Source organism: Nocardioides daphniae (assembly GCF_004777465.1).
GTDB lineage: Bacteria > Actinomycetota > Actinomycetes > Propionibacteriales > Nocardioidaceae > Nocardioides > Nocardioides daphniae.
On sequence record NZ_CP038462.1, the window covers coordinates 1585004 to 1610376 of the forward strand.

A 25373-nucleotide genomic window follows, 5' to 3' on the forward strand; every position below is an offset into this window, starting at 1 on the left:
CGGTCGAGCCCCGGTGGCAGCGCCGGCGACCGTCCATCCCCTAGGTTGGCAGCCATGGGGAGCTCACCGTTCGTCGAGATCGAGGTCGAGGACCGCGTCGTCAAGGTGACCAACCCCGAACGGGTCTACTTCCCGGAGATCGGGGCCACCAAGCTCGACCTGCTGGAGTACTACCTCAGCGTCGGCGACGGCATCGTCAACGCGCTCTTCGAGCGCCCGTGCATGCTGCACCGCTTCCCGAAGGGGCTGGCGGGGGAGAAGGTGCACCAGAAGCGGATCCCGAAGGGCGCCCCCGACTGGGTGGAGACCGTCGAGCTCTACTTCCCGCGCTACGGCCGCACCGCCGACGAGCTCTGCGTGACCTCGCTGGCCAGCGTCGCCTGGGCGGTGCAGATGTCGACCGTCGAGTTCCACCCGTGGAACAGCCGACGCGCCGACACCGAGAAGCCCGACGAGTGGCGGATCGACCTCGACCCCGGTCCCGAGTGTGACTGGGCGCGGGTGCAGCGTGTCGCCGGGGTGGTCCACGAGGTGCTCGACGAGCTCGGCGCCGTGGGCTTCCCCAAGACCAGCGGTGGCAGCGGGCTGCACGTCTACGTGCGGATCCCGCCCGACCACGGCTTCGCCGACGTACGCCGTGCGGCCCACGCCTTCGCCCGCGAGGTCGAGCGCCGCGCCCCCGACGACGTGACGACCGCCTGGTGGCGCAAGGACCGCGACCCCGCGCAGCTCTTCGTCGACTACAACCAGAACACCCGCGACCACACGATCGCCTCGGCCTACTCCGTACGCGGCGTGCCCAACGCCCAGGTCAGCGCCCCGGTCGCGTGGGACGAGGTCGACGACTGCGAGCCAGCCGACTTCACGATCGCCACGGTGCCCGCGCGCTACGCCCGACTCGGCGACCTGCACGCCGAGATCGACGACCATCCCTTCGACATCGGCCCGCTGCTGGAGTGGGCGCAGCGGGACGAGGCGCAGTCGGACGACGAGCAGGGGGACGAGGAGCAGGGGGACGAGGAGCAGGGGGACGGACCGGCGGACGAGGACGCCGCTCCCGGCGCCTAGAATCGCTGCGTGGGTATCCAGATCACGCCGTCCATCCTCAACACCGACTTCTCCCGCCTGGGCGAGGAGATCAGCCGCATCTCCAGCGCCGACATGGTGCACGTGGACGTCATGGACAACCACTTCGTGCCGAACCTGACCTTCGGGCCGTCGATGGTCGAGGCGCTCAGCCGGGCCACCGACATCCCGCTCGACGCGCACCTGATGATCGAGGACGCCGACCGCAACGCCCCGGCGTACGCGGAGGCCGGCGCGAGCAGCGTGACCTTCCACGTCGAGGCCGCCAAGGCTCCGATCCGCCTGGCCCGCGAGATCCGCGCCCTGGGCGCCCGCGCCTCGATGGCGCTGAAGCCCGCGACGCCGATCGAGCCCTACGAAGACCTCCTGCCGGAGCTCGACATGCTCCTGGTCATGACGGTCGAGCCCGGCTTCGGCGGCCAGAAGTTCCTCGACCTGTGCCTGCCCAAGATCCGCCGCGCCCGCGCCCTGATGGAGAAGCACGGCGTCGAGACCTGGCTCCAGGTCGACGGGGGTCAGCCTCGAGACCATCGAGCGGTGCGCCGAGGCCGGCGCCGACGTCTTCGTGGCCGGTTCCGCGGTCTACTCGGCCGCCGACCCCGACGCGATGGTCCGCCAGCTCAAGGCCACCGCCGAGGCGGCCAGCCCGCTGGTCTGAGGCCCCTGCGGGGGCAGCGTGGTCTCACTCACTGCGACGACCGTTCCGGTCCGACCGGGGGTGGGTTATGGTTCAACCACGAGTTGACAAGCTCGCGTGCTCTGGGGCGGTGAAATTCCGCACCGGCGGTGAAAGTCCGCGACCCGACCACCACCAGTGGCCGGTTGAGCAGGTGAAATTCCTGCACCGACGGTTAAAGTCCGGATGAGAAGCGCACGCAGGTGAGTCCGTGCAGCCGTGCTGTCTGCCCAGACCACCCAGCCACCCTCCAGGTCCCGCGAGAGCGGACAGGAGAGCGTGGCCATGACGGACAGCACCGCCGAGCGGGCAGCCATGCAGCGCGCCCTCGCGCTGGCTGCCACCGCTGGCGTGCCACTGGGCCCGAACCCGCGCGTCGGCTGCGTCCTGCTCACCCCCGGCGACGTGGTCGCCGAGGGCTTCCACCGGGGAGCCGGTACGCCGCACGCCGAGGCCGACGCCCTGGCCCGCGCCGGCACCGCCGCCCGCGGCACGACCGCCGTGGTCACTCTCGAGCCGTGCAACCACACCGGGCGGACCGGTCCCTGCGCCCAGGCGCTGCTCGCCGCCGGCGTGGCCCGCGTCGTCTTCGCCCAGGCAGACCCCACCCCGGTCGCGGCCGGGGGAGCCGACACCCTGCGCGCCGCCGGCGTCGACGTGAAGGGCGGCCTGCTGGCCGAGGAGTCCGCCCACCTCAACCGGGCCTGGACCTTCGGCGTGGCCCACGACCGCCCGCTCGTCACCTGGAAGTTCGCGACCACGCTCGACGGCCGTAGCGCCGCCGCCGACGGCACCAGCCGGTGGGTCAGCGGTCCCGCCTCGCGCCTCGACACCCACCGCCTGCGCGGCGAGTGCGACACGATGCTGGTCGGCACGAGCACCGCCGTGATCGACGACCCGCAGCTCACCGTCCGCGGCGCCGACGACCAGCCGCTCGCACACCAGCCGCTGCGCGCCGTGATGGGCCTGCGTGACCTGCCGGCCGACCTGCGCGTGCTCGACGACAGCGCACCGTCGCTGCGGCTGCTCACCCGCGACCCCGCCGCCGCGCTGGCCGAGCTCTTCGCCCTCGGGCGGCGCCACGTCTTCCTGGAGGGCGGACCGCGCCTGGCCGCCGCCTTCCTGCGCGCCGGCCTCGTCGACGAGGTCGTCACCTACGTCGCCCCGATGCTCCTGGGGGCGGGCCGCTCGTCGGTCGCCGACCTCGGCATCACCACCATCGCCGGCGCCCTCCACCTGGAGCCCACCGACGTCACCGTGCTCGGCAGCGGCGCCGAGACCAACGTACGCCTGACCATGACCCCGCGGTACGACGCCGTCGTCACCGCGCACCCCGGAGACGCCGCGCGCGTCGCCCTGCGAGAGGACCACTGAGATGTTCACCGGCATCGTCGAGGAGCTGGGCACCGTCCACGCCGTGGAGGACCAGTCCGACGCCATCCGCCTCACCGTCCGGGCCGAGACCGTGCTCGACGACGTCCACCTGGGCGACTCGATCGCGGTCAACGGCTGCTGCCTCACCGTGAGCGCCGTCGGCGCGAGCGCTGACGGGGGAGCGGTCGACCTGTGGACCGCCGACCTCATGCAGGAGACGTTGGACCGCACCAGCCTGGCCGGGGTGAAGCCCGGCGACCGGGTCAACCTGGAGCGCGCCGTCACCGCCGACAAGCGGCTCGGAGGCCACATCGTCCAGGGCCACGTCGACGGCGTCGGCGAGGTGGTGCGTCGTCTCCCCAGCGAGCACTGGGAGGTCGTCGAGCTCACGCTCCCGGCCGAGCTCGCCCCCTACCTGGTGGAGAGGGCTCCATCACCGTCGACGGGGTCAGCCTGACCGTCGTCGACGTCACCGACACGACCTTCACGGTCAGCCTGATCCCCGAGACGCTCGCCCGCACCACGCTGGGCTTCCGCGAGGTCGGCGACCGGGTCAACCTGGAGACGGACGTGATCGCCAAGCACGTCGCCAAGCTGGTCAAGGCCTACCTGCCGTCCGGCACGCAGCACGAGGAGAAGAACGCATGAGCATCCTGCAGTGGCTCTTCGACGGGACCATCCCCGTCGGGAACAGCTTCCTGAGCGTGCCGGAGGTGCTGGGCAACGTCTTCGGGCTCGCCAGCGCCATCCTCGGCATGAAGCGCTGGATGCTCGCCTGGCCGATCGGCCTGGTCGGCAACGTCCTGCTCTTCTTCGTCTTCACCACCGGCTCGATCGCCGAGATCGGCGACCAGCCGCTGTGGGGCCAGGCCGGCCGGCAGATCTTCTTCGCCGCCGTCAGCCTCTACGGCTGGTGGCGCTGGAGCCAGGAGAAGCGCAACGGTGCGGGGGCGGGTGCCGCGGCGATCACGCCGCGCTGGGCCACCTGGTCCGAGCGCGGGGTCCTGGTCGGGGCCGGCCTGGTCGTCTGGCTCGCCACCTGGGCCGTCTTCACCCAGATCGGTTCCTGGAACCCGCCCACCGAGGCATGGATCGTCGCCGGCTCCATGCTCGCGACCTGGGGCATGGCGCGTGGCTGGGTCGAGTTCTGGCTGGTGTGGATCGCGGTCGACGTGGTCGGCGTCTGGAGCCTCGCCACCTCCCACTACCCGGCGCACGCCACGATCGGCATGTACCTCTTCTACGCCTTTTTCGTGGTGCTCGGCTTCTTCACCTGGTGGCGTGCCGCGAGCGAGGACGACGGTGAGCCGCCACTGGTGCACGACTGGGGCACCGGTGAGGCTGCGGAGACCGGGCAGGTGACGGCATGAGCACGCTGCGGCTTGACCCCGTGGAGCAGGCGATCGCCGACATCGCCGCCGGCAAGGCCGTCGTGGTCGTCGACGACGAGGACCGCGAGAACGAGGGCGACATCATCTTCGCCGCCGAGAAGGCGACCACCGAGCTGATGGCCTTCACCATCCGGCACTCCAGCGGCGTGATCTGCGTGCCGATGCCGGCCGCCGAGCTCGCCCACCTCGACATCGGGCTGATGACCCCGCACAACCAGGACCCCCTCAGGACGGCCTACACGGTGTCGGTCGACGCCCGCGACGGCGTCTCCACCGGCATCTCGGCGGCCGACCGGGCCCGCACCGCGCGGCTGCTCGCCGACCCCGAGACGCAGCCCTTCGAGCTCACCCGCCCGGGCCACGTCTTCCCGCTGCGCTACCGCGAGGGCGGGGTGCTCGTACGCCGTGGGCACACCGAGGCGGCCGTCGACCTGGCCCGGCTCGCCGGTCTGGCCCCGGTCGGCGTCCTGGTCGAGATCGTCAACGACGACGGCACCATGAAGCGGGCCCCCGAGCTGCGGGAGTTCGCCGACGAGCACGGCCTGTCGATGATTTCCATCGAGGACTTGGTGCGCTTCCGTCGCCGCCACGAGATCAACGTCGAGCGGGCCGCCGTCACGGCGCTCCCCACCCCCTACGGGACCTTCACGGCCTACGGCTACCGCAACCCCGTGGAGGACTCCGAGCACGTGGCGCTGGTGCTCGGCGACGTCGGCACCGACGAACCGGTGCTGGCGCGGGTGCACTCGGAGTGCCTCACCGGTGACGTCTTCGGCTCCTACCGCTGTGACTGCGGACCCCAGCTGGAGGAGGCGCTCGAGCGGATCGCCGCGGAGGGGCGCGGCGTCGTCGTCTACCTGCGCGGCCACGAGGGGCGCGGCATCGGCCTGGTCTCCAAGCTCCAGGCGTACGCGCTCCAGGACGAGGGGCACGACACCGTCGACGCCAACCTCGAGCTGGGGCTGCCCGCCGACGCCCGCAACTACGGCGCCGCCACCCAGGTCCTCCGCGACCTGGGCGTGCAGTCGGTGCGGCTGCTGACCAACAACCCGGTCAAGTCGCAGCACCTCGGTGACTTCGGGGTGCCGGTGGTCGAGACGGTGGCGCTGACCATCCTCCCGACCGAGCACAACGTGCGCTACCTGCGCACCAAGCGTGACCGCATGGGTCACACCATCGACAACCTGGAGGACGAGCAGTGAGTGGAGCAGGAGCACCCCAGAGCAAGCCCGTCGACTGCAGCGACCTCCGGGTCGCGGTGGTGGCCGCGAGCTGGCACACCGAGGTGATGGACGGGCTGCTGGCCGGGGCCCGTCGCGCCCTCGAGGCGTACGGTGCGACGGCCACGGAGCTGCGGGTGCCCGGCACCTTCGAGCTCCCGGTGGTCGCCCAGGCGCTCGGCGCCGAGGGCTACGACGCCGTGGTGGCGCTCGGCGTCGTGATCCGTGGCGGCACCCCGCACTTCGAGTACGTCTGCTCCGCGGCGACCGACGGCCTGACCAGGGTCGCGCTCGACCACCGCGTCGCGATCGGTTTCGGCGTGCTCACCTGCGACACCGACGCCCAGGCCCTCGACCGGGCCGGCCTGCCCGGCTCCTCGGAGGACAAGGGGTGGGAGGCCACCTCGGCCGCACTGGAGACGGCGCGGCTGCTGCGCGACATCCGCTCCGACAGGTGAGTGGACCGAGGTGCGGCCCGCGCGCGGCGACCGCTTAGGCTGGGGCCCGTGAAGACGTTCGAAGGTCTGTGGGACGAGCTCAACGAGATCGCCCGGACCCGCCCCGAGGGATCCGGCACGGTGCGCGCACTGGACGCCGGCGTCCATACGATCGGCAAGAAGCTGGTCGAGGAGGCTGCGGAGTCCTGGATGGCCGCCCGTTTCGAGGGCAAGGACGCCGCCGCCGAGGAGATCAGCCAGCTGCTCTACCACGCCCAGGTGCTGATGATCGCCAGCGGCCTGACCCTCGACGACGTCTACGCCCACCTCTGAGGACCCACCCCATGACGCAGACCCCGACCGGCACGCTCCTGCGTGTCGCCGTCCCCAACAAGGGCGCCCTCTCCGTGGCGGCCTCCGAGATCCTCAAGGAGTCGGGCTACCGCCAGCGCCGCGACTCCAAGGAGCTCGCGCTCACCGACGCCGAGAACGGCGTCGAGTTCTTCTACCTCCGGCCGCGTGACATCGCGCTGTACGTCGGCTCCGGCACGCTGGACATCGGGATCACCGGCCGCGATCTGCTGCTCGACTCGGGCGCCAGCGCCAAGGAGATCCGGGACCTCGGCTTCGGCCAGTCCCGCTTCCACTTCGCCGGCCCGGCAGGGCGCTACTCCTCGCTCGACGACCTGGCGGGCAAGCGCATCGCCACCTCGTACACCGGCGTGGTGGAGAGCTTCCTCGCCGAGCGCGGCATCGAGGCCGAGGTCATCCGCCTCGACGGTGCCGTCGAGACGAGCATCCAGCTCGGTGTCGCCGACGTGATCGCCGACGTCGTCGAGACCGGCTCCACGCTCCGAGCCGCCGGCCTCGCCACCTTCGGGGAGGAGATCCTCCGCTCGTCGGCCGTCATGGTCACCCGTGACGGCGCCGAGTCGCACCCCGGCTTCGAGATCTTTCGTCGTCGCGTCGAGGGCGTCCTGGTGGCGCGCAGCTACGTGATGATGGACTACGACATCCGCTCCGAGCAGGTCCAGGCGGCCGTGTCGCTGACCCCGGGCATCGAGAGCCCGACGGTCTCCCCGCTGCACCGCGAGGGGTGGGTCGCCGTCCGGGCGATGGTGCCCCGCGCCGGCTCGCAGCGTCTGATGGACGAGCTCTTCGACCTGGGTGCCCGCGGCATCCTGCTGACCGAGATCAATGCCTGCCGACTCTGAGGACCGTCCCGTGACCGTCGACCTCCCGCACACCTGGCGTCCGCTGGGGGTGCGACTGGCCGTCGTCTTCTTCGGCGCCGTCCTCGCCGTCGTCTTCCTCTTCGCCTGGTTCGCCTTCGACCAGGAGGTGCGTGACACCTACACGCCCTTCCAGCTCGGCACACTGACCTTCATGATCATCGGCGGTGCGGCGGTCGGCTACGGCGTCGCACGGGCCCGGATCGATGCCACCGCGCAGGGCCTGGTCATCGTCAACGGCTTCCGCAGGTACGAGGTGCCCTGGGAGCAGGCCGAGGTCATCCGGCTGCCCTCGGGTGCCCCGTGGGCCCGGCTCCGCTCACCGACGGCACGGTGCACTCCGTCACCGCCCTGCAGGGCTCCGACGGCGCCCGGGCCACGCGGGGCGTCGCCGAGATCCAGGGCTTGATCGAGCAGCACCGAGCCTCGGGCGCAGAGCTGTACTGAGCCTCTGGCCCGGAGCTGTACTGAGCTGCTGGCTCGCCCCTACTGGCCGACCATCGCCCCGACGCGGCTCGGCGTGAAGCCGGGGAAGACCGCGGCCGTGCTCGTGCCGAACCGGGCTTTCACCACCTCGGCCAGGACGCTGCGGTAGTCGGTGGTCACCAGCAGGTCGCTGTCGTGGCTGTTGGTCAGGCCCGGCCAACGGCCGTGGTAGCCACCTCGTACGCCGGCGCCCAGCAGCAGCATCACGGTGCCGTAGCCGTGGGAGGCCCCAGTTCGCGTTCTCCGCGACGCGGCGGCCGAACTCGCTCAGGCAGACCACGGTGACGTGGTCGCCGAGCGCGCCCAGGTCGGCGAAGAAGGCGGCCAGCGCCTCGGCCAGCTCGGTCGCGTTGCGCTTCATCATGCCCCAGTCGAGGTTGCCCACGTCGGTGTGCATGTCCCAGTCCCCGTGGTCGACGGTGACGACCTCCGTGCCGACGCCGGAGCGTACGACGCGTGCGACCTGCGCGAGCGCACGTCCCAGGCTGTTGCCGGGGTAGGTGGCACCGTTGTGCGGCTCCTTGGGGCTGGTGCGGGCCGGCTGGAAGGTGTCGACGGCGGTGAAGGCGGCCTGCATGGCCGAGCCGAGCGCGTCCTTCTGGCCGCTCCACAGCGTCCGCAGCGAGCGGGGCCGCCCCCTGTGGGTGTCCCACTGGTCGGCGCCGGCGAGCTGCACGTTCTCGATGTTGCCGGCGCTGAGGAAGGGCTGCGAGCCGTAGAGCGCGGCGGGCGGCGTGCCCTCGCCGACCTGCATGGCCTGGAGCGGCGACGGGTTGGCGTCGACGCCGATCAGGCGGTTGAGCCACCCGCTGCGGATGCTGGAGCCGGGGGCCGCTGCCTCGAGCTCCTCCATGGCGGAGAAGTGCGAGCGGTTGGGGGCGGGCAGCCCGGCCGCGTGGACGGCCGCCATCCGGCCGCCGTTCCACAGGGGGAGCAGGGGCGAGAGCGCCGGGTGCAGGCCGAAGAAGGCGTCCTTGGCGACGAGCCGGTCAGCCGGGACGGCGATCCGCGGTCGTGCCTGGGCGTAGACGGGGTCGCCGTGCGGCACGACGAGCGAGAGCCCGTCGGCGGCACCGCGCAGCGAGAGCACGACCATCACGGCACGTGCCCCGGCCGGAGCGGCGTCGGCCTGAGGGGCGCTGGCGACCTGCACGACCGTCGAGCCGAACGTGGTGGCCACGCCGGTGGCCAGGGCGCCGCCGAGGAAGCCGCGACGCGACAGGCCGACCTGGGCGAACTCCTCGCAGCACGAGCGCCCGGGAGTGGTGGTCTGGGGGTCCATGGAGGTCACCGCCGGAAGAAGTCGGGGGAGTCGAGCACGGTGGTCAGCAGGCGGGGCATGCCCCACCTCACCAGTGCGTGGTCGTGGCCGATGCGCTCGTGGGGCTTGAGGGCGGTGGCCTCGCAGCAGGCCTGCAGGAGCCGGGAGGTCGAGGGCCGGTGCAGGATGCTGCGCGAGAGGTGGTCGACGAGCTCGTCGAGACGCATCCCCGACTTCGGCACCCACGACTTCGGCGTGCGGTGGGTGGCGCGCTCCTTGGGCCACCACCCGCCCGACATCGAGTAGTGCATGCTCAGCGAGGCGATGACGCGCGACGTCGACGACCACGAGGTGTTGTCGATCGGTGTGCCGTCGGGGCGGGGCCAGCCGAAAGGGGTGGCGCCGACCGACTGGGCCTGCCAGAGCACGGCGTTGGCGGCCGAGTTCGCGGTCGTGGGCCGGGCGACCTTCACCCCGAGGGCACGGTAGGTGGCCACCACGTCCTCGATCGGGTCGCGCACCTTCTTGCCGGCGGCCGCCTTGAACTGCTTCGACGCGACCAGAGCCTGCAGCACCGGTGCGATGGCGGTGTTGTTCTTGAGGTAGACCTTCGCGAGCTTGTCGACCAGCGCCGGCTGCGGGGTGTCGCCGACGAACTTGGTGACCAACTTCGTGGCGATCCGTCGAGCGGTGTCGGGGTGGCGGGCCAGGTAGCGCAGGTAGAGCCGGGTGACCTCGCGCCCGTCGGCGGAGCGGTTGGCGTGGCTGAAACCCTTGACCTTCACCGGGCCGGTCGCGTGCATGTCGGGGCGGTAGGACGGCTTCCAGGTCTTCCACATGTCGACGTACCAGCCGGTGAGGATCCGGGCCGAGCTCTTCACGTCGGCCTCGGTGAAGCGGCCGCGCCCCACCGTGTGGAGCTCCAGCAGCTCGCGACCGAGGTTCTCGTTGGGCCGCGCTGCGGTCGAGGTGGCGTTGTCGAGGTAGAGCAGCATCGCCGGGTGGGTGATCGTCGCGTGAAGCAGGTTCTCGAAGCGGCCGAGCGCGTGCTTGCGGATCGTCTCGCCGTAGGAGACCCGGTGCACGAACCACTGCTCACCGTTGGTCGGCACGTAGAGGTGGTTCTCCCAGAACTGCGTCATCGTCTCGAGCACCTGCTGCTGGGACTGGTGGCGCCGCGCGATCACCCAGCGCTGGTAGTCGGCCATCACCTCCCACCCACCGCGGACCCCGTCGACGTTGCGCTTCCACAGCGACTCGGGGCTGCGCGTGAGGTCGGGCCACCACGCCTTCGTGGTGGCGTACGTGGAGTCCTTGACCGCGGTGCCCCTGAGCTGCCACGTGAACCACTTGGCTGCGCCACCGCGCTTGCGGACCTGGGCAGCCAGCGCGGGCGTCGTGCCGTAGGAGAAGCGCCCCACCAGGTGGCCCTGGGCTGCGGGCAGCACCTTGACGGCCGCGTACGAGCGCGGCTTGTAGGAGGTGGCGGCAGCCCGGTCAGCCATGGCGACGACTGTAGGGAGCGGTCACGGCCCTGTCAGACGAACTCACAGGTCGGTGGTGATCCTGAGGTCAGCGGTCGCCCTCGTGCGTTCAGCGGTGAAGAGGCGCGCCTCCTGCTCCGCCCAGGCGTCCCAGTGCGGTGCGAAGTCGTCGCCGTCGCGGGCCAGGGCGCGGCGGCGGCGCAGCGGCGTCGACGCCTCGACCCAGACGCTGGCGGCCCGGTAGGGGGCCGTGGCCCGGGACCCGGCGCCCACCCCCTCCACGACGAGCAGCTGGGTCGCCGGCACCGGCACCCGCTCGGCGAACCGCCGGGCGTGCCAGTCGTAGCGGCGGTACGCAGCCCGCTCGCCCCGCGCCAGAGGCTCCAGGACGTCGGCGACCAACGTGGCGGCGACGTCGGCGAGGCCGTCCCAGCCGTCCAGCAGCAGGTCCAGGTGGAGGAGATGCGCCTCAGGCGCTGCGGCGACCACGGCGCGCGCCAGGGTGGTCTTGCCCGAGCCGGCCGGGCCGTCGACGCAGAGCAGCCGTCCCCGTGGCTCGCCGGTGCCCAGGCGCGCCGGACCCGCGGCGACGAGGTCGAGCATGCGGCGTACGTCGTCGGTCGTCACGCTCAGAAGGCCTGGCCCCGGCCGCGGTAGCTCGGGACGGAGTCGACGATCCGGTCGCCACGCACCAGGTGGGCCGTGGTGACGTGCTCGAAGAGCTCACCCGACTTGGCGTGGCGGAACCAGACCAGGTCGCCGATGGCCAGGCCCGAGGCGGGGTGGCCCGTCAACGGGGTCTGCACCTCGCTGGCGCCCTCCAGCGTGGTGAGGGAGAGGCCGGGCGGTGCCCAGGGCCGCGGCTCCCGGTCGGGGCCCGGCACGCCGGAGGCGATCAGGCCACCGCCGTGCACGGTGGCGATGGTGGGGGAGGGACGGCGCGTCACCGGCAGGCCGAAGAAGGCAGCCGGCCGCGGGGCGAACGCCTTGTAGTGGTCGAAGAGGCCGGGCACCAGCAGGCCCGACCCGGCGGTCAGCTCGGTGACGGCGGCGTCCGCACCGCTCGACTCGAGCGACCCAGACCCGCCGGCGTTCCAGAACTCCAGCGGTGCGACCTCGGCCAGGGCGGCGGCCAGGTGCTGGCGACGCTCCCGCAACTGGTGCAGCGAGACCTGCTTGAGCCGGCGCACGACTGCCGACCGGGCGCGCTGCCCCGGGACGTCGTCGGGCAGCCCGGCCACCTGACCCTCGTAGGTCATCACGCCGACGAGCCGGAAGCCCGGCCGGTCGGCGACCTCGCGGGCGAGGGCCAGGACGTCGTCCGCGTCGTGCAGCGGCGAGCGCTTGGGGCCGACGTGCCGCCCGGCCATCCGCAGGCCGGCGTCGATGTCGACGGCGACCCGGACCTCCGCGTCGCCCCGGCGGCTGGCGTGGATCACGTCCAGGTGGGCGGGGTCGTCGACCATCACGGTGACGGCGGCCGCGGCCGGCTCCGACGCGGTGAGACGTCCGAGGGCGCCGCGGTCGACGCTGGGGTAGGCGACGAGCAGGTCGTCACTGACGCCCTCCTCGTGCAACCACAGCGCCTCGGCGACGGTGTAGGAGAGGACTCCGGCGAAACCGGGCTCGGCGAGGGCACGGCTGATCAGGGCGGGCACGCGCAACGACTTGGAGGCGACTCTGATCGGGACTCCGGCCGCCCGGCGTACGAGGTCGGCGGCGTTGGCGTCGAAGGCGTCGAGGTCCACGACGGCGAGGGGAGTCGGGAGGGGCTCGGGGTGCTGCTCGACGGCGCGCCGCAGGCGGGTCCAGAGCTGGTTGCGCTCGACCCAGGACGTTTCGGTCACTCGATCCCTCTCCGTCGCAGCAGCTCCTCGATCTCGTCGAGCTCGTCGTCGTGCGACTCCTTCGACCGCGGTCGCCGCTCCCGGGCAGTGACCTGCGCGGAGCCAGTGTGCCCGAGGGAGTCCTGCCGGCGGCGCTCGACACCCGGACGCCTGCGGTCGAGCAGCCGTGCGACGACCAGCAGCAGGCCCGAGGTGCCGGCCGCGCCGATCCCGACCCAGACGGCGGGGGAGAGGACGAGGTTGGTGGCCCACCACGACACGGCCGTGGCGATCCGGGTGAACAGCCCGAGCGTGCCCGTCAGCCAGGCCGCCACCACGAGCAGCGTGAGCGCGACCCCGCGCAAGCCGGGCGCGAGGCCACGGTGCCGGAAGGCCCACCACGAGTAGAGGGAGCCCAGCACCGTGAGGCTCAGGGCCAGCGCTGCCCACGTCACGTCGTCCACCACGTCACCCTAGCGGCCGGTGGGACTAGGCTGACCCCACCATGGTCGACCCCAACCGCTTCGCGGGTGCCGAGATCCTCCAGTCGTCCTTCCCTGACGACGACGGCGGCATCTCGCCCGCCCTTGCCTCCGCACTCGAGGCGTACGCCGTCGACCCCGGCGGCTTCGCCGAGGTCGTGAACGCGCTCGCCCCGAGCCGACTCCTGGTGCCGGTGGTCGCGGTGCTGGGCGAGGTGGAGTACGACGAGAGGGGCCTGGCCCACGACAAGTCGAGCGACATGGCCACGGTGCTGGTCACCGGCGGCGACGGTCGCCAGGCGCTCCTCGCCTTCACCTCGACCGAGTCGTTGCACCGGTGGAACCCCGAGGCCCGTCCGGTGCCGGTCCCGGCGCCGGTCGCTGCCCAGAGCGCAGTCCAGGAGAAGGCGGCCGCGCTGGTCGTCGACATCGCAGGCCCGGTCACGTTCGTGCTCGAGGAGAGCGACCTCGACGCCTTCGCCGCGGGCTGGACGCTGGCCCGGATCGGTGACCGGACCGGCTGGATCCGTCCCGGCGAGTGACCGGGCGAGTGATCGGGCAGGGAGCCTGCCGGTGACCTCGGCAGCACCGATTGGGCAGGACGGGAATGCTCGGCTATTGTTGCTGCGTTGACCGATCAGTCCGGCCTCGTCGGACCGATCACCAAGCGGAGGCAAGCACCACGTCTCCCACCCGCACCGGCCGCCACAGGTCGTCGGGTCCGGTCAGGGCATGGCTCCCCGCGAGGGGTCTCGTGCCCAGGACGCGTCCGGAGGACGTGTGTGACTGGCTTCCGCTTTCGACAAGCGGGAGCCTTTCGTCATTTGAGGCGGACGACCTCGCACACAACCACTGGAGGACACATCAGTACTGAGTTGCGCATCAACGACCGGATCCGAGTTCCCGAGGTCCGGCTCGTGGGTCCCAACGGCGAGACGGTCGGCATCGTTCCGACCGATCAGGCACTGAAGCTTGCCCAGGAAGCAGACCTCGACCTGGTCGAGATCGCGCCCCAGGGTCGGCCGCCCGTCTGCAAGCTCATGGACTACGGGAAGTTCAAGTACGAGAACGCCCAGAAGGCCCGTGACGCACGACGGAACCAGACGAACGTCATCATCAAGGAGATGAAGCTTCGTCCGAAGATCGACCAGCACGACTACGAGACGAAGAAGGGCCACGTGGTCCGCTTCCTCAAGGCTGGCGACAAGGTCAAGATCACGATCATGTTCCGCGGCCGTGAGCAGCACCGCCCCGAGCTCGGCTTCCGCCTGCTGCAGAAGCTGGCCGAGGACGTGCAGGAGCTCGGCTTCGTCGAGTCGTCGCCGAAGCAGGACGGCCGCAACATGATCATGGTCCTCGGCCCGCACAAGAAGAAGGCCGACGCCAAGGTCGACGTGCAGGCAGAGAAGGACGCCAAGGTCGCCGAGCGCGCCGCCGCCGCCGAGGAGGAGCGCGCAGGTCGTGCCCCCAAGGAGGGCCAGGCCGTCGCGCAGAAGAAGGAGCGCAAGCGCTCCGACAACGTCGACGCCGACGTCGACATCTGAGCATTCCCCCGTACTGACGACGGCCGATGAGGCTGTCGCACGCACCACGACAAGAGAGAGCATCCTGATGCCGAAGAACAAGAGCCACTCCGGTGCCGGCAAGCGCTTCCGCGTGACCGGCTCCGGCAAGATCCTTCGCGAGAAGGCCGGCAAGCGCCACAACCTCGAGAAGAAGGCTTCGAAGGTCACCCGTCGCCTCACCGGCACGGTCGAGGTCGCCACGGCCGACGTGCCGCGCGCCAAGAAGCTGCTCGGTCGCTGACCCTGCTCGAAGCCCCAACCCCGAACTTTCGGCGACCGACCTGAGTCAGGTCGCTGGTCTCTCAAGCAACAAGGAGTAAGAAATGGCACGCGTCAAGCGGGCAGTCAACGCCCAGAAGAAGCGCCGGGTCGTCCTCGAGCGCGCCTCGGGCTACCGCGGTCAGCGTTCGCGCCTCTACCGCAAGGCCAAGGAGCAGGTCACCCACTCCCTGGTCTACAACTACAACGACCGCCGCAAGAACAAGGGCAACTTCCGCAAGCTGTGGATCCAGCGCATCAACGCTGCCGCTCGCGCCAACGGCATGACCTACAACCGCTTCATCCAGGGCCTGAACCTGGCTGGCATCGAGGTCGACCGCAAGATCCTGGCCGACCTGGCCGTCAACGACGCGCCGGCCTTCGCCACGCTGGTCGAGGCCGCCAAGGCTGCCCTCCCCGAGGACGTCAACGCCCCCAAGGCCTCCTGACCCACTGACGTGAACACTCCTCTGTCGCACGCGAACAGCCGCGTCAAGGAGGCACGGAAGCTCAGCCGCCGCTCGGTGAGAACCGAGCGGCGGCTTTTCCTTGCCGACGGCCCGAAGGCCGTCGAGGGCGCCCTCACGGTGCCCGACTGCGTGGTCGAGGTCTTCGCGACCGTCACGGCCGCCGAGCAGTACGCCGACCTGCTGGACGCCGCTCCGCAGGTCTGGCTCGTCGAGGACCGGGCGATGGAGCTGCTCTCCGACTCCGTGACGCCGGCCGGCGTCGTCGCCGTCTGCCGCTTCCTCGACGTCACCCTGGACGAGGTCCTGGCGACCTCGCCGCAGCTGGTCACCGTCTGCGCCGACGTCCGCGACCCCGGCAATGCCGGCACGGTGATCCGTACCAGCGACGCCGCCGGTGCGGGCGCCGTCGTGCTCGCCGGCCACAGCGTCGACCCCTACAACCCCAAGACCGTGCGCGCCAGCGTCGGCAGCCTCTTCCACCTCCCGGTGATCCTGGCCGACGACCCGGCCGCCGCCGTGCAGGCCCTGCAGGCAGCCGGGCTCACCGTGCTGGCCGCCGACGGTGCCGGCGAGGTCGACCTCTTCGACGCCGAGCTGGCCCCGGCCACCGCGTGGCTCTTCGGCAACGAGGCCTGGGGCCTGCCCGACGAGCTGGCCGCCCTGGCCGACCACCGGGTCTCCATCCCGATCCACGGCTGCGCCGAGAGCCTCAACCTGGCCACCGCCGCCGCGATCTGCCTCTACGCCAGCGCCCGCGCCCACCGCTGACGAGCCCCTGCCCGAGCCCCGCTCGTCCCACGGTCGGGCACTCCGGCGTCGCCGGCGCGACCCGGCTGGGGCAAGGTGGTGCCGTGATCGTCATCGACCCGCCCGCCGTGCACCGCTACGGGCGCACCTGGTCACACCTGGCCAGTGACACCTCGCTGGGGGAGCTGCACGCCTTCGCGCTCGCCCACGGCGTGCCCGAGCGAGGCTTCGACCGTGACCACTACGACGTACCGGCCGCGTACTACGACGCCATGGTGGCCGCCGGGGCGGTCGAGGTCTCCTCCCGCGAGCTGGTCATCCTGCTGCGTCGGGCGGGCCTGCGTCGTCCGAAGCCGATGGCGCCGTGAGGCGCTCCAGCTCGCCCTGCACGTTGGCGCGGGCCCGGGCCTCCCAGGCCTCGCGGGCGTACGCGGTGCGGAAGAGCGTGGGGTGCGCGAGCAGCGTACGCAGCACCTCGGCGCGCCCGAGCCGGAACAGGCCGTCGGGCACCGACGCGTAGTCGCGGCGCACGCCCGCGACGTACTCCTGGTAGCGCGCGGCCGGTGCGGCCAGGATCGCCAGGTCCGCGTCGCAGAGCGCCTCGGCCTCGGCGTCCCCCGGCGCAGGGTCGTGGTCACGGGTCATCAGCACCAGCCGTACGACCTCCGCGCGCCGCGGGTGAGCGGTCAGCGCCCGGTCCGCCCAGTCGGCCGAGCGACCTTCGGGATCAGGGTCGGCGTCGTGCACGGCGTCGTGGAACCACGCGGCCAGCTGGACGGTGGCCAGGTCGAAGGCAGCGTGCGACGCCAGCTCGTCCAACCGTTCCAGCACCTCACGCAGGTGCTGAAGGTCGTGGTATCCGCGTCGCGGCTCCCCGTAGGCGCGGAGCAGCGCGTCGCGCAGGTCGGTGCGCTCCGGCCAGGGCCAGCGGGCGTCGAGGACGGGGTCGCGGCTGGGGTCGTCGGTGTGGTCGGGGGTGGGGTCGGGGGACACGTGTCCATTCAACTCGCTACATTCGGCGGGTGACTCACCTGTGGCTCGACCAGCTCCCCGACGGGGTGGTGATCGCCGACCAGCACCAGCGCGTCGAGGTCGTCAACGCCGCCGCACGCGCCATGCTCGGCGAGGGGGCCGTTCCGGGGCAGCCGCTGGAGGAGGTGCTGGCGCTCGTCGACCAGCACGGCGCCACGTGGTGGGAGCAGAACGAGCCCTACGGCGGCCTCGGGATCCGCTCGGGGGTGCCGGAGCAGTCATGGCTGCTGCCCGACGGCTCGGAGGTGCTGGTGCTCGCGCGGCTGCACCGCGCCGGTCCCGGCGCGCCCGTCGAGCAGGTCGCCCTGACGCTGCGAAGCGGTCGTGGTCGGGCCCGGCTCGACCGTGAGCGCTCCGACCTGGTGGCGACCGTCGCCCACGAGCTGCGCTCCCCGCTGACCGGGGTCAAGGGGTTCGTCCAGGCGATGCTGAACCGTTGGGACGTGCTCAACGACGAGCAGAAGAAGCTGATGCTCGCCACCGTCAACGCCGATGCCGACCGGCTCTCGCGGCTGATCGCGGAGCTCCTGGACGTGGCCCGCCTCGACACCGGCCGGCTGAGCATCTATCCGCGTGAGGTCGACGCGCAGGTGCTCGCCGGACGCGTCGTCGACTCGGTGGCCTCCGCCACCGCCCGTACGGTGCGACTCGACGTCGACGAGCCCGAGCTGGAGATCTTCGCCGACCCCGACAAGTTCACCCAGGTGGTCACCAACCTCGTCGAGAACGCGGTGCGCCACGGCGACGGCGAGGTGGTCGTGACGCTGCGCCGGCTGGGGGAGGGGGCCGAGTTCCCCGGCGTCAGCCTCGAGGTCAGCGACGTGGGGGAGGGCATTCCCGAGGCGCTGCGTCGCCGCGTGCTCACGAAGTTCTGGACGCAGGGCTCCAGCGGAGGCAGCGGTCTGGGGATGTACATCGCCCACGGCCTGACCCGCGCCCACGGTGGCGACCTGCGGATCGGCGACCGCGAGGGCGGTGGGGCGCTGGTGACCGTGCGGTGGCCGTCGGTCGACTGGCGCGACCACGTGCGATGAGCGCGTCGGTGGTGGATCCGCGCCGGACCTGCACAGAACCTTCACGATTCGCAGGGACTTCCTGCACCGCCGTCTTCCTAGGGTCGGTGGCATGACCAGAACTGCACCCCCGCACCCCTCCTCCGGCCCGGCGACGAGCCGCGGCAGCGTGCTGCTCGTCGAGGACGAGCGCACCATCAGCGACGCGCTCGCCGACCGATTCCGCGCCGAGGGGTACGAGGTGAGCCAGGCCTTCGACGGCCCGTCGGCCGTGGCTGCGGCCGAGGTCCTCCGCCCTGACGCGGTGGTGCTCGACGTGATGCTGCCGGGCTTCGACGGCCACGAGGTCTGCCGTCGGATCCAGGCGCACCGCCCGGTGCCGGTGCTCATGCTCACGGCGCGCGACGAGGAGTCCGACGTGCTCGTCGGCCTCGGGGTCGGGGCCGACGACTACCTGACCAAGCCCTTCCGGATCCGTGAGGTCGTGGCCCGGGTGGCGGCCCTGCTGCGGCGCGTGGAGCGCGCGGCGGCGCTGAGCGCCGGAGACGTCGCTGCTCCCGAGGAGACGCTGCGGGTGGGCGACCTCGAGGTCGACCTCGCCGAGCGGCGGGTCCGGGTCGCGGGGGAGGAGATCCACCTGACCCGCACCGAGTTCGACCTGCTGGCCGTCCTGGGCCACGAGCCCGGCCGGGTCCAGAGCCGCGAGCGCCTGCTGGCCGAGGTCTGGGACTGGGCCGACGCGGCGGGCACGCGCACGGTCGACAGCCACGTCAAGGCACTGCGCCAGAAGATCGGCGCCGCCCGCATCCGCACCGTGCACGGGGTCGGCTACGCGCTGGAGGCGCTGCGATGAGCGCCCTCACCCGGATCAACTCGATCAAGGTCAAGCTGGGCCTGCTGGTCGTCGCCGCCTCGCTGGTGACCGCGCTGGTGGCGACCGTCGGCAGCGCCGCCGGGGTCTCCGCCTGGTTGTCCCTCCCGGTGACCCTCCTCCTCGCGCTGGTGGTCACGCAGCTGCTGGCGGCCGGCATGGTGGCGCCGCTGGTCCAGATGACCGAGGCGGCCCGGGCGATGGCGCGCGGCGCCTACGACGCCCGGGTCCTCACCCCCAACACCGACGAGGTGGGCCAGCTGGCCCGCTCGTTCAACGTGATGGCCCGACCGACCTGCAGCGTGTCGACGCCGAGCGGCGCGACCTGATCGCCACGGTCTCGCACGAGCTGCGTACGCCGGTGGCAGCGCTCTGCGCCCAGCTGGAGAACCTCGCCGACGGCGTCGTCGAGGCAACGCCCGAGCGGCTCGGCGCCACCCTCGGCAGCGCCGAGCGGTTGGGTGACCTGCTCGCCGACCTGCTGGCGCTCTCCCGGCTCGAGGCCGGCGTGGTCGAGCTGGACCCCGTCGCCGTCGACCTGGCCGAGCTGGTCACCGGGTGCGCGGAGGAGGTCCGGGCCGCCGGCCGCGACACCCGCATCGAGGTCGACGTCCCTGCCGGGATGAAGGTCTGGGCCGACCCGGTGCGCCTGCGCCAGCTGGTGATCAACGGGCTGGACAACGCCGCCCGGCACGCTCCCGAGGACACGGCCGTCGAGGTCACTGCGCAGGGCACGGACGACGGCGCCTGGTGGCTCGAGGTCGTCGACGCCGGGCCGGGCGTCGACCCGTTGGAACGCGAGCGGGTCTTCGAGCGCTTCGGCACCGATGCGCAGGGAGGCGGCACCGGGTTGGGGCTCGCCGTCTCCCGCTGGGTCGCCCGCCTGCACGGCGGCTCCCTGGCCTTCGTCGACCCCGAGCCGGGGCGTCCCGGCGCCAGGCTGCGCCTCGACGTGCCCGGTCCGGCGCCCACGTCGGCCACGCCAGTCACAGTGAGCCCGCCGGCCGCTGCAGCCAGCGCAGCCGCCTCGGTCCCGGCAGTCACGCTCCCGCCGCTGGCTGTCGAGCCCGTCGACCCCAGCACCGACTCGGTCGGCTTCCTCTTCGGCGGGCGCTGGCCGGAGCGCCGCGGTGCGGGGGCGCCCTGGATCGTGGTCGCCGCGACCCTGCTCGGAGTCCTCGCTGCCCTGCTCGTGGTCGGCTCCGAGCCCGGGGTCGCCTGGGCGATGGTCCTGGTCGGTGCGGGCGGGGTGGCGCTGGCCGCCTCCGGACGCGGAGCCGACCGTTTCACGCAGCTCTGCGCCGCGCTGGCGGTCGCCGCCGTGGGGATGGTCGTACGCGGCCACCTCGGCGTCGTGGCGCTGGGCGTCTTCGCCGCCGCCGGCACGTTCCTGGCCGGCATCACCCATGCCCGGACCTTCCGCGGCATGGTCGCCGCAGGCCTGGCCTGGCCGCTCTCCGGCCTCCGCGGCCTGCCCTGGCTGGGTCGCTCGCTGCAGCTCGCCGGGAGCGCCTCCGACCGGGCCGCGGTGGCCAGGACCGTCCTGCTCTCCCTGCTGGGCCTGGCCGTCTTCGGGGTCCTGCTGGTCTCCGCCGACGCGCTTCTCCAGGACTGGGTCGCCCGCCTCGTGCCCGACTTCCGCGTCGACGAGCTCGTCGGACGTACGTTCGTGGCCGTCGCGATGGCGGGGATGACCCTCGCTGCGGCCTACCTGGCCCGCAACCCTGCCGAGGTCGACCCCCGCCCGGGTCACGGGCTGACGGCCGCCAACCGCTGGGAGTGGGTCGTCCCGGTGCTCGCCGTGGTCGCCGTCTTCGCGGCGTTCGTGGTCACCCAGGTCGTGGTGGTGCTCGGCGGCGACGCCTACGTGCAGCGCACCGTGGGGCTGACGTACGCCGAGTACGCCCGTCAGGGCTTCTTCCAGATGGTGCTCGCCACCGCGCTCGCGCTGGTCGTGGTGTGGGCGGCGTCGCGACGGGCCGGGCGTACGCCGCTCGACCGCCGCTGGCTGCGGGGCACCACGGGTGTGCTCTGCCTCCTCGTCCTGGGCGTGGTCGCCACCGCCCTGGGCCGCCTCAGCGTCTATCAGGACGCCTACGGCTACACCGTGCCGCGCGTCCTGGCCTACTCGGTCGAGGGGTGGCTCGGCCTCGTCGTCCTCTCCGTCGTCGTGCTGGGACTCCTTGGCCGCACCGCCTGGGTGCCACGGGTGGCGCTGGTGACCGGAGCCGCGATCGTGGTCGGCCTCGGGTGGTTCGACACCTCCGGCTGGGTGGCCGGTCGCAACATCGACCGTTACGAGGCCACCGGCAAGCTCGACCTCGAGTACCTCGGTGCGCTCGGCGACGGTGCCCTGCCCGTGGTCGTCGACCGACTCCCGGCCGAGCTCGCGGCCTGCGTGATTCACCTCGGCCCCCGCGGGGACTACCAGCAGCCCGGTGTCTGGATCGACGAGACCGACTGGCGCAGCTGGACCTGGGACCTGGCCCGCGCGCGAGAGGCGGTCTCCGAGCTCGGGGACGACGTGGCTGTCCCGAAGGACGGCTGTCCCTACGACACCGACCTCTACGGAGGCAGCGGCTCCTGACGGTGCGCCGCCAGGTCCCGGTGGCGTACTCTGGCCGAGTGAGGTGGACGCAGCGATTTACCTGCCCCGGGCCCGTCGCGGTTCCGGGGGTCTGAGCGCGCGCCAGCCCGAGGCGTACGCCTCACCTCCGTCTCCGGGTCCGGGGAGAGAGCCCACCCCGTCCGACCCCTAGAATTCGCTGCGTCCGTGCACGCAGCTGGAAAGGGAGCCATGTCCGGCCCCAACAACGACTACGACCCTGTCGAAGTGACCCCCCTCAAGGCGGAGGAGGTCGACGCCCAGCGCGAGGCCGCCCTCGCCGCGATCGCCGCCGCCGGCGACCTCGAGGAGCTCAAGCAGGCTCGCCTCGACCACGCCGGTGACCGCTCGCCGTTGGCCCTGGCGAACCGTGAGATCGGCGCCCTGCCCCCGCAGGCCCGGAAGGAGGCCGGCCAGCGCATCGGCCAGGCCCGCGGTGCGGTCAACAAGGCGCTCGCCGAGCGGCTCGCGGTGCTCGAGGCCGAGCACGAGGAGCGGATGCTGGTCACCGAGACGGTCGACGTCACGCTGCCCACGACGCGTCGTCGTCGGGGCTCGCGCCATCCGATCACCATGCAGTCCGAGACCATCGCGGACATCTTTGTCGCGATGGGCTGGGAGATCGCCGAGGGCCGATGGTCGAGGCCGAGTGGCTCAACTTCGACGCCCTCAACCTCGGACCCGACCACCCGGCGCGCACCATGCAGGACACCTTCTGGACCGAGCCGGCCGAGCACCACGTCGTGCTGCGCACCCACACCTCCCCGGTGCAGGCGCGCACGATGCTGACGCGCAGGCCGCCGATCTACGTGGCCTGCCCCGGCCGGGTCTTCCGCACCGACGAGTACGACGCCACGCACAGCCCGATGTTCCACCAGGTCGAGGGCCTCGTCGTCGACGAGGGCATCACCATGGCACACCTCAAGGGTTCGCTCGACCACCTCGCCGCGCAGCTCTACGGCGACGGCGTCACGACGCGCTTCCGTCCGTCGTACTTCCCCTTCACCGAGCCGAGCGCCGAGGTCGACCTGCGCTGCTTCGTCTGCCTGGGCAGCAACTCCGAGGAGTGCCGCACCTGCAAGGGCGAGGGCTGGATCGAGTGGGGCGGCTGCGGCGTGGTCAACCCGCGCGTGCTGGTCGCCTGCGGCATCGACCCCGAGGTCTACTCCGGCTTCGCGTTCGGCTTCGGCATCGACCGCACGTTCATGTTCCGCCACAACCTGACCGACCTGCGCCCGCTCTTCGAGGGCGACGTGCGCTTCGCGTCCGCGTTCGGCACCGAGATCTGAGGACCAGACCATGAAGGCACCCGTCTCCTGGATCAAGGAGTACGTCGACGTCCCCGAGGACGTCACCACCGACGAGCTCACCCGTCGGCTCACCATGACCGGCCTCAAGCTCGAGGCGATCGACAGCCCCGGCGCCCAGATCACCGGCCCGCTCGTCATCGGCAAGGTGCTCACCAAGGAGCCCGAGCCGCAGAAGAACGGCAAGGTCATCAACTGGTGCACCGTCGACGTCGGCGACGCCAACGAGACCGGCCTGCCGCAGGGCATCGTCTGCGGCGCGCACAACTTCGAGCCCGGTGACCTGGTCGTGGTGATCCTGCCCGGCGGCGTGCTGCCCGGGAACTTCGCGATCTCCGCGCGCAAGACCTACGGCCACCTCTCCGCCGGCATGATCTGCTCGGCCACCGAGCTCGGGCTGCCCGAGGGTGCGTTCAACTCGGGCGACGGCATCATCGTGCTCCCCGCCGACGCCGGCCAGCCCGGTGACGACGTGCGCTCGGCCCTGGGGCTCGACGAGGAGGTCATCGAGTTCGAGGTCAATCCTGACCGTGCCTACGGCCTCAGCCTGCGCGGCATCGCCCGCGAGGTCCTCGTGTCGGTGGAGGGCGCCAGCAACTTCCGTGACCCCGCGCTGCGCGAGACGCCGGCCGCCAACGACGCCGGCCACCCGGTGGTGCTCGAGGACACCGTCGGCTGCCCGGTCTTCGTGGCCCGCAAGGTCACCGGCTTCGACCCGGCCGCGCCGACCCCGAAGTTCATGGCGGACCGCCTCGTCGCGGCCGGCATGCGCTCCATCTCGTTGGCCGTCGACGTCACCAACTACGTGATGCTCGAGACCGGTCGCCCGATCCACGGCTACGACGCCGACAAGCTGCAGGGGCCGATCGTCGTACGCCGCGCGAAGGCGGGGGAGACCCTCACCACCCTCGACGGCACCGCGCGTGACCTGCACCCCGAGGATCTGGTCGTCACCGACGACTCCGGCATCATCGGCTTGGGCGGCGTCATGGGTGGCGAGACCACCGAGATCTCCGACTCGACCACCTCGATCGTCGTCGAGTCGGCGCACTGGGACGCCGTCTCGATGTTCCGCACCGGCAAGCGCCACAAGATCTCCTCCGAGGCCGGCAAGCGCAACGAGCGTGGCGTCGACCCGACGATCTGCGAGGCGGCTGCCGACCGCGTGGTCGAGCTGCTCGTCACTTACGGCGGTGCCACCGCCGACCCGGGCGTCACCGTGGTCGGCACCCCGCCGGAGGTCCCCGCGATCACCGTCGCCGGCGACAAGGCCGCCCGCGTCTCCGGGATGGAGATCTCCGAGGAGACGGCCGTCGAGGCGTTGCGCGCCGTGGGCTGCGAGGTCTCCGGCACCGGCACCCTCACGGTGGTCCCGCCGCCGTGGCGACCTGACATGACCGACCCGCAGGACACCACCGAGGAGGTCATCCGCCTCGTCGGCTACGACAAGGTGCCCTCCGTGCTCCCGATTCCGCCGGCCGGTCGCGGCCTGACCCGCGCCCAGCAGCTGCGCCGTCGCTTCGGTCGTGCCGCTGCGGCCGAGGGCTACAGCGAGGTGCTCACCTTCCCGTTCGTCGGGGAGGCCGACTTCGACGCCCTCGGCATCCCGGCCGACGACGCCCGGCGTCACGCGCTGCGCCTGGTCAACCCGCTGAGCAGCGAGCAGCCGTTCATGACCACCACGGTCCTGCCGGGCCTGCTGCGCACCGCCGCCCGCAACGTCGGGCACGGCGCCGGCTCCTTCGCGCTCTTCGAGACCGCCACGGTGACCGTGCCGCGCGACGTGGCTGCGCCGATCCTTCCGGTCGACCGCGGGCCGGACGCCGACGAGCTCGCGGCCCTCGACGCCGCCGTGCCAGAGCAGCCGCTGCACCTGGCGCTGGTCGCCGTCGGTGAGGCAGATGGCTCGGGCTGGTGGGGCGAGGGTCGCCCGGTCAGCTGGGCCGACGCCGTCGAGGCCGTGCGGGCCGTCGCCGACTCCGTCGGCCTCGAGGTGGGCGCCCGCGGCGTGGAGCACGCACCCTGGCACCCGGGCCGCTGCGCCGAGCTGTCGGTCGACGGCGAGGTCATCGGCCACGCCGGCGAGCTGCACCCCAAGGTCTGCACGACCCTGGGCCTGCCCCGCGGCACGGTGGCGGCCGAGGTCGACCTCGACGTGCTGATCGAGCGCTCGGTCCACCTGCGTCCGGCCTCGGTCTTCTCCACCCAGCCGTTGGCGAAGGAGGACGTGGCGCTCGCGGTCGACGCCGACGTCCCTGCCGCGGACGTGGAGGCTGCCCTGCGTGAGGGAGCAGGTGACCTGCTCGAGTCGATCCGCCTCTTCGACGTCTACACCGGCGAGCAGGTCGGCGAGGGCCGAAAGTCGCTGGCGTACGCCCTGCGCTTCCGCGCCGAGGACCGCACCCTGACCGAGAAGGAGACCGCCGCGTTCCGCGAGGCCGCGGTCGCCTCCGCGGTCGAGAAGGTCGGCGCCGTCCAGCGCTGACCCCTGCTCCGCCACGGCCCACTTTACGGAACTGACCGAGGGGTGGGCCGTTCGGCTGTCGCGAG

The 25373-nt window shown here is 72.1% G+C and carries 25 protein-coding genes, 3 pseudogenes and 1 riboswitch; of the genes and pseudogenes, 22 read left to right on the forward strand and 6 right to left on the reverse strand.

All coding sequences use genetic code 11. The annotated features are described in order from the left end of the window. The first annotated feature begins 54 nt into the window (after positions 1-54). The 10 genes and pseudogenes from ligD to E2C04_RS07815 all read left to right on the forward strand — a co-directional run bounded on the left by ligD (position 55) and on the right by E2C04_RS07815 (position 7825). Positions 55-1068, forward strand: a complete 1014-nt coding sequence (gene ligD, locus E2C04_RS07770) for a non-homologous end-joining DNA ligase (RefSeq protein WP_135832183.1) — start codon at positions 55-57, stop codon at positions 1066-1068. 9 nt (positions 1069-1077) lie between these two features. After that, positions 1078-1744: pseudogene (gene rpe / locus E2C04_RS07775) on the forward strand (ribulose-phosphate 3-epimerase). Between the two features lie 93 nt (positions 1745-1837). Continuing rightward, positions 1838-1964: riboswitch (FMN riboswitch) on the forward strand. Positions 1965-2047: 83 nt separating this feature from the next. Beyond that, positions 2048-3136 carry a bifunctional diaminohydroxyphosphoribosylaminopyrimidine deaminase/5-amino-6-(5-phosphoribosylamino)uracil reductase RibD gene (gene ribD / locus E2C04_RS07780; protein WP_238694477.1) on the forward strand — a complete coding sequence of 363 codons (1089 nt, stop codon included), beginning with the start codon at positions 2048-2050 and terminating at the stop codon, positions 3134-3136. A gap of 1 nt (position 3137) precedes the next feature. After that, positions 3138-3784 (forward strand): annotated as a pseudogene (locus E2C04_RS07785) (riboflavin synthase). Continuing rightward, positions 3781-4506: a nicotinamide mononucleotide transporter family protein gene (locus E2C04_RS07790; protein ID WP_135832184.1), complete on the forward strand. Its 726-nt coding sequence runs from the start codon at positions 3781-3783 to the stop codon at positions 4504-4506. Before E2C04_RS07785 ends, E2C04_RS07790 begins: the two are co-directional and overlap by 4 nt. Next, positions 4503-5729, forward strand: a complete 1227-nt coding sequence (locus E2C04_RS07795) for a bifunctional 3,4-dihydroxy-2-butanone-4-phosphate synthase/GTP cyclohydrolase II (RefSeq protein ID WP_135832185.1) — start codon at positions 4503-4505, stop codon at positions 5727-5729. Before E2C04_RS07790 ends, E2C04_RS07795 begins: the two co-directional genes overlap by 4 nt. Further along, entirely contained in the window at positions 5726-6205 is a 480-nt protein-coding gene (ribH, locus tag E2C04_RS07800) for a 6,7-dimethyl-8-ribityllumazine synthase (RefSeq protein ID WP_135832186.1), read from the forward strand. Before E2C04_RS07795 ends, ribH begins: the two co-directional genes overlap by 4 nt. Positions 6206-6253: 48 nt before the next feature. After that, complete coding sequence (locus tag E2C04_RS07805) at positions 6254-6517, forward strand: phosphoribosyl-ATP diphosphatase (RefSeq protein WP_135832187.1); 264 nt, start codon at positions 6254-6256, stop codon at positions 6515-6517. A gap of 11 nt (positions 6518-6528) precedes the next feature. Continuing rightward, entirely contained in the window at positions 6529-7398 is an 870-nt protein-coding gene (gene hisG, locus E2C04_RS07810; RefSeq protein ID WP_135832188.1) for an ATP phosphoribosyltransferase, read from the forward strand. A 10-nt stretch (positions 7399-7408) separates the two neighbouring features. Next, complete coding sequence (locus E2C04_RS07815; RefSeq protein WP_158630632.1) at positions 7409-7825, forward strand: PH domain-containing protein; 417 nt, start codon at positions 7409-7411, stop codon at positions 7823-7825. Here E2C04_RS07815 and E2C04_RS07820 read toward each other — a convergent pair. From E2C04_RS07820 to E2C04_RS07840, 5 genes are read right to left on the reverse strand one after another with little or no spacing between them, the layout of a single operon-like run. Beyond that, positions 7760-9184: a DUF1501 domain-containing protein gene (locus E2C04_RS07820; RefSeq protein ID WP_135832190.1), complete on the reverse strand. Its 1425-nt coding sequence runs from the start codon at positions 9182-9184 to the stop codon at positions 7760-7762. The genes E2C04_RS07815 and E2C04_RS07820 overlap by 66 nt on opposite strands. Before the next feature lie 5 nt (positions 9185-9189). Continuing rightward, entirely contained in the window at positions 9190-10668 is a 1479-nt protein-coding gene (locus E2C04_RS07825) for a DUF1800 domain-containing protein (protein ID WP_135832191.1), read from the reverse strand. A 42-nt stretch (positions 10669-10710) separates the two neighbouring features. Beyond that, positions 10711-11274, reverse strand: coding sequence for a hypothetical protein (locus tag E2C04_RS07830; RefSeq protein ID WP_188421559.1), 564 nt, complete (start codon positions 11272-11274; stop codon positions 10711-10713). A gap of 2 nt (positions 11275-11276) precedes the next feature. Continuing rightward, complete coding sequence (locus E2C04_RS07835) at positions 11277-12494, reverse strand: amino acid deaminase/aldolase (protein WP_135832192.1); 1218 nt, start codon at positions 12492-12494, stop codon at positions 11277-11279. Beyond that, positions 12491-12937 carry a cellulose synthase gene (locus E2C04_RS07840; protein ID WP_135832193.1) on the reverse strand — a complete coding sequence of 149 codons (447 nt, stop codon included), beginning with the start codon at positions 12935-12937 and terminating at the stop codon, positions 12491-12493. The genes E2C04_RS07835 and E2C04_RS07840 overlap by 4 nt, the downstream gene beginning before the upstream one ends. Positions 12938-12978: 41 nt before the next feature. On the opposite strand from E2C04_RS07840, the gene E2C04_RS07845 reads away from it, so the two are divergent. From E2C04_RS07845 to E2C04_RS07870, 6 genes are all read left to right on the forward strand, one after another. After that, positions 12979-13497 (forward strand): SseB family protein, encoded by a 519-nt coding sequence (locus E2C04_RS07845; protein ID WP_135832194.1) that lies wholly within the window; start codon positions 12979-12981, stop codon positions 13495-13497. Between the two features lie 240 nt (positions 13498-13737). Next, positions 13738-14499 (forward strand): translation initiation factor IF-3, encoded by a 762-nt coding sequence (gene infC, locus E2C04_RS07850; RefSeq protein WP_170213496.1) that lies wholly within the window; start codon positions 13738-13740, stop codon positions 14497-14499. 67 nt (positions 14500-14566) lie between these two features. After that, positions 14567-14761 (forward strand): 50S ribosomal protein L35, encoded by a 195-nt coding sequence (gene rpmI / locus E2C04_RS07855; protein ID WP_135832196.1) that lies wholly within the window; start codon positions 14567-14569, stop codon positions 14759-14761. Between the two features lie 82 nt (positions 14762-14843). Beyond that, a complete protein-coding gene (gene rplT / locus E2C04_RS07860; protein ID WP_135832197.1) occupies positions 14844-15227 on the forward strand; it encodes a 50S ribosomal protein L20 in 384 nt (127 codons plus the stop codon). A 9-nt stretch (positions 15228-15236) separates the two neighbouring features. After that, positions 15237-16016 (forward strand): TrmH family RNA methyltransferase, encoded by a 780-nt coding sequence (locus tag E2C04_RS07865; protein ID WP_188421561.1) that lies wholly within the window; start codon positions 15237-15239, stop codon positions 16014-16016. Positions 16017-16099: 83 nt separating this feature from the next. Further along, positions 16100-16363, forward strand: a complete 264-nt coding sequence (locus E2C04_RS07870) for a DUF4031 domain-containing protein (protein WP_135832198.1) — start codon at positions 16100-16102, stop codon at positions 16361-16363. On the opposite strand, the gene E2C04_RS07875 is transcribed toward E2C04_RS07870, so the two are convergent. After that, the gene (locus tag E2C04_RS07875) at positions 16311-16988 is read right to left on the reverse strand and encodes an HD domain-containing protein (RefSeq protein ID WP_229721510.1); all 678 of its coding nucleotides are present in this window, start codon (positions 16986-16988) and stop codon (positions 16311-16313) included. The two genes, E2C04_RS07870 and E2C04_RS07875, sit on opposite strands and share 53 nt — an antisense overlap. Positions 16989-17017: 29 nt before the next feature. On the opposite strand from E2C04_RS07875, the gene E2C04_RS07880 reads away from it, so the two are divergent. The 6 genes and pseudogenes from E2C04_RS07880 to pheT all read left to right on the forward strand — a co-directional run bounded on the left by E2C04_RS07880 (position 17018) and on the right by pheT (position 25308). Further along, on the forward strand, positions 17018-18061 hold the full coding sequence (locus E2C04_RS07880) for a sensor histidine kinase (protein WP_238694478.1): 1044 nt from the start codon (positions 17018-17020) through the stop codon (positions 18059-18061). Positions 18062-18152: 91 nt separating this feature from the next. Beyond that, positions 18153-18893 (forward strand): response regulator transcription factor, encoded by a 741-nt coding sequence (locus E2C04_RS07885; protein ID WP_135832199.1) that lies wholly within the window; start codon positions 18153-18155, stop codon positions 18891-18893. Next, on the forward strand, positions 18890-19240 hold the full coding sequence (locus tag E2C04_RS18230; RefSeq protein ID WP_135832200.1) for a HAMP domain-containing protein: 351 nt from the start codon (positions 18890-18892) through the stop codon (positions 19238-19240). The genes E2C04_RS07885 and E2C04_RS18230 overlap by 4 nt, the downstream gene beginning before the upstream one ends. 32 nt (positions 19241-19272) lie before the next feature. Then, positions 19273-21498: a DUF4153 domain-containing protein gene (locus tag E2C04_RS18235; protein WP_135832201.1), complete on the forward strand. Its 2226-nt coding sequence runs from the start codon at positions 19273-19275 to the stop codon at positions 21496-21498. A 210-nt stretch (positions 21499-21708) separates the two neighbouring features. Continuing rightward, positions 21709-22805: pseudogene (gene pheS, locus E2C04_RS07900) on the forward strand (phenylalanine--tRNA ligase subunit alpha). A gap of 10 nt (positions 22806-22815) precedes the next feature. Then, a complete protein-coding gene (pheT, locus tag E2C04_RS07905; protein WP_135832202.1) occupies positions 22816-25308 on the forward strand; it encodes a phenylalanine--tRNA ligase subunit beta in 2493 nt (830 codons plus the stop codon). Positions 25309-25373 lie beyond the last annotated feature (65 nt).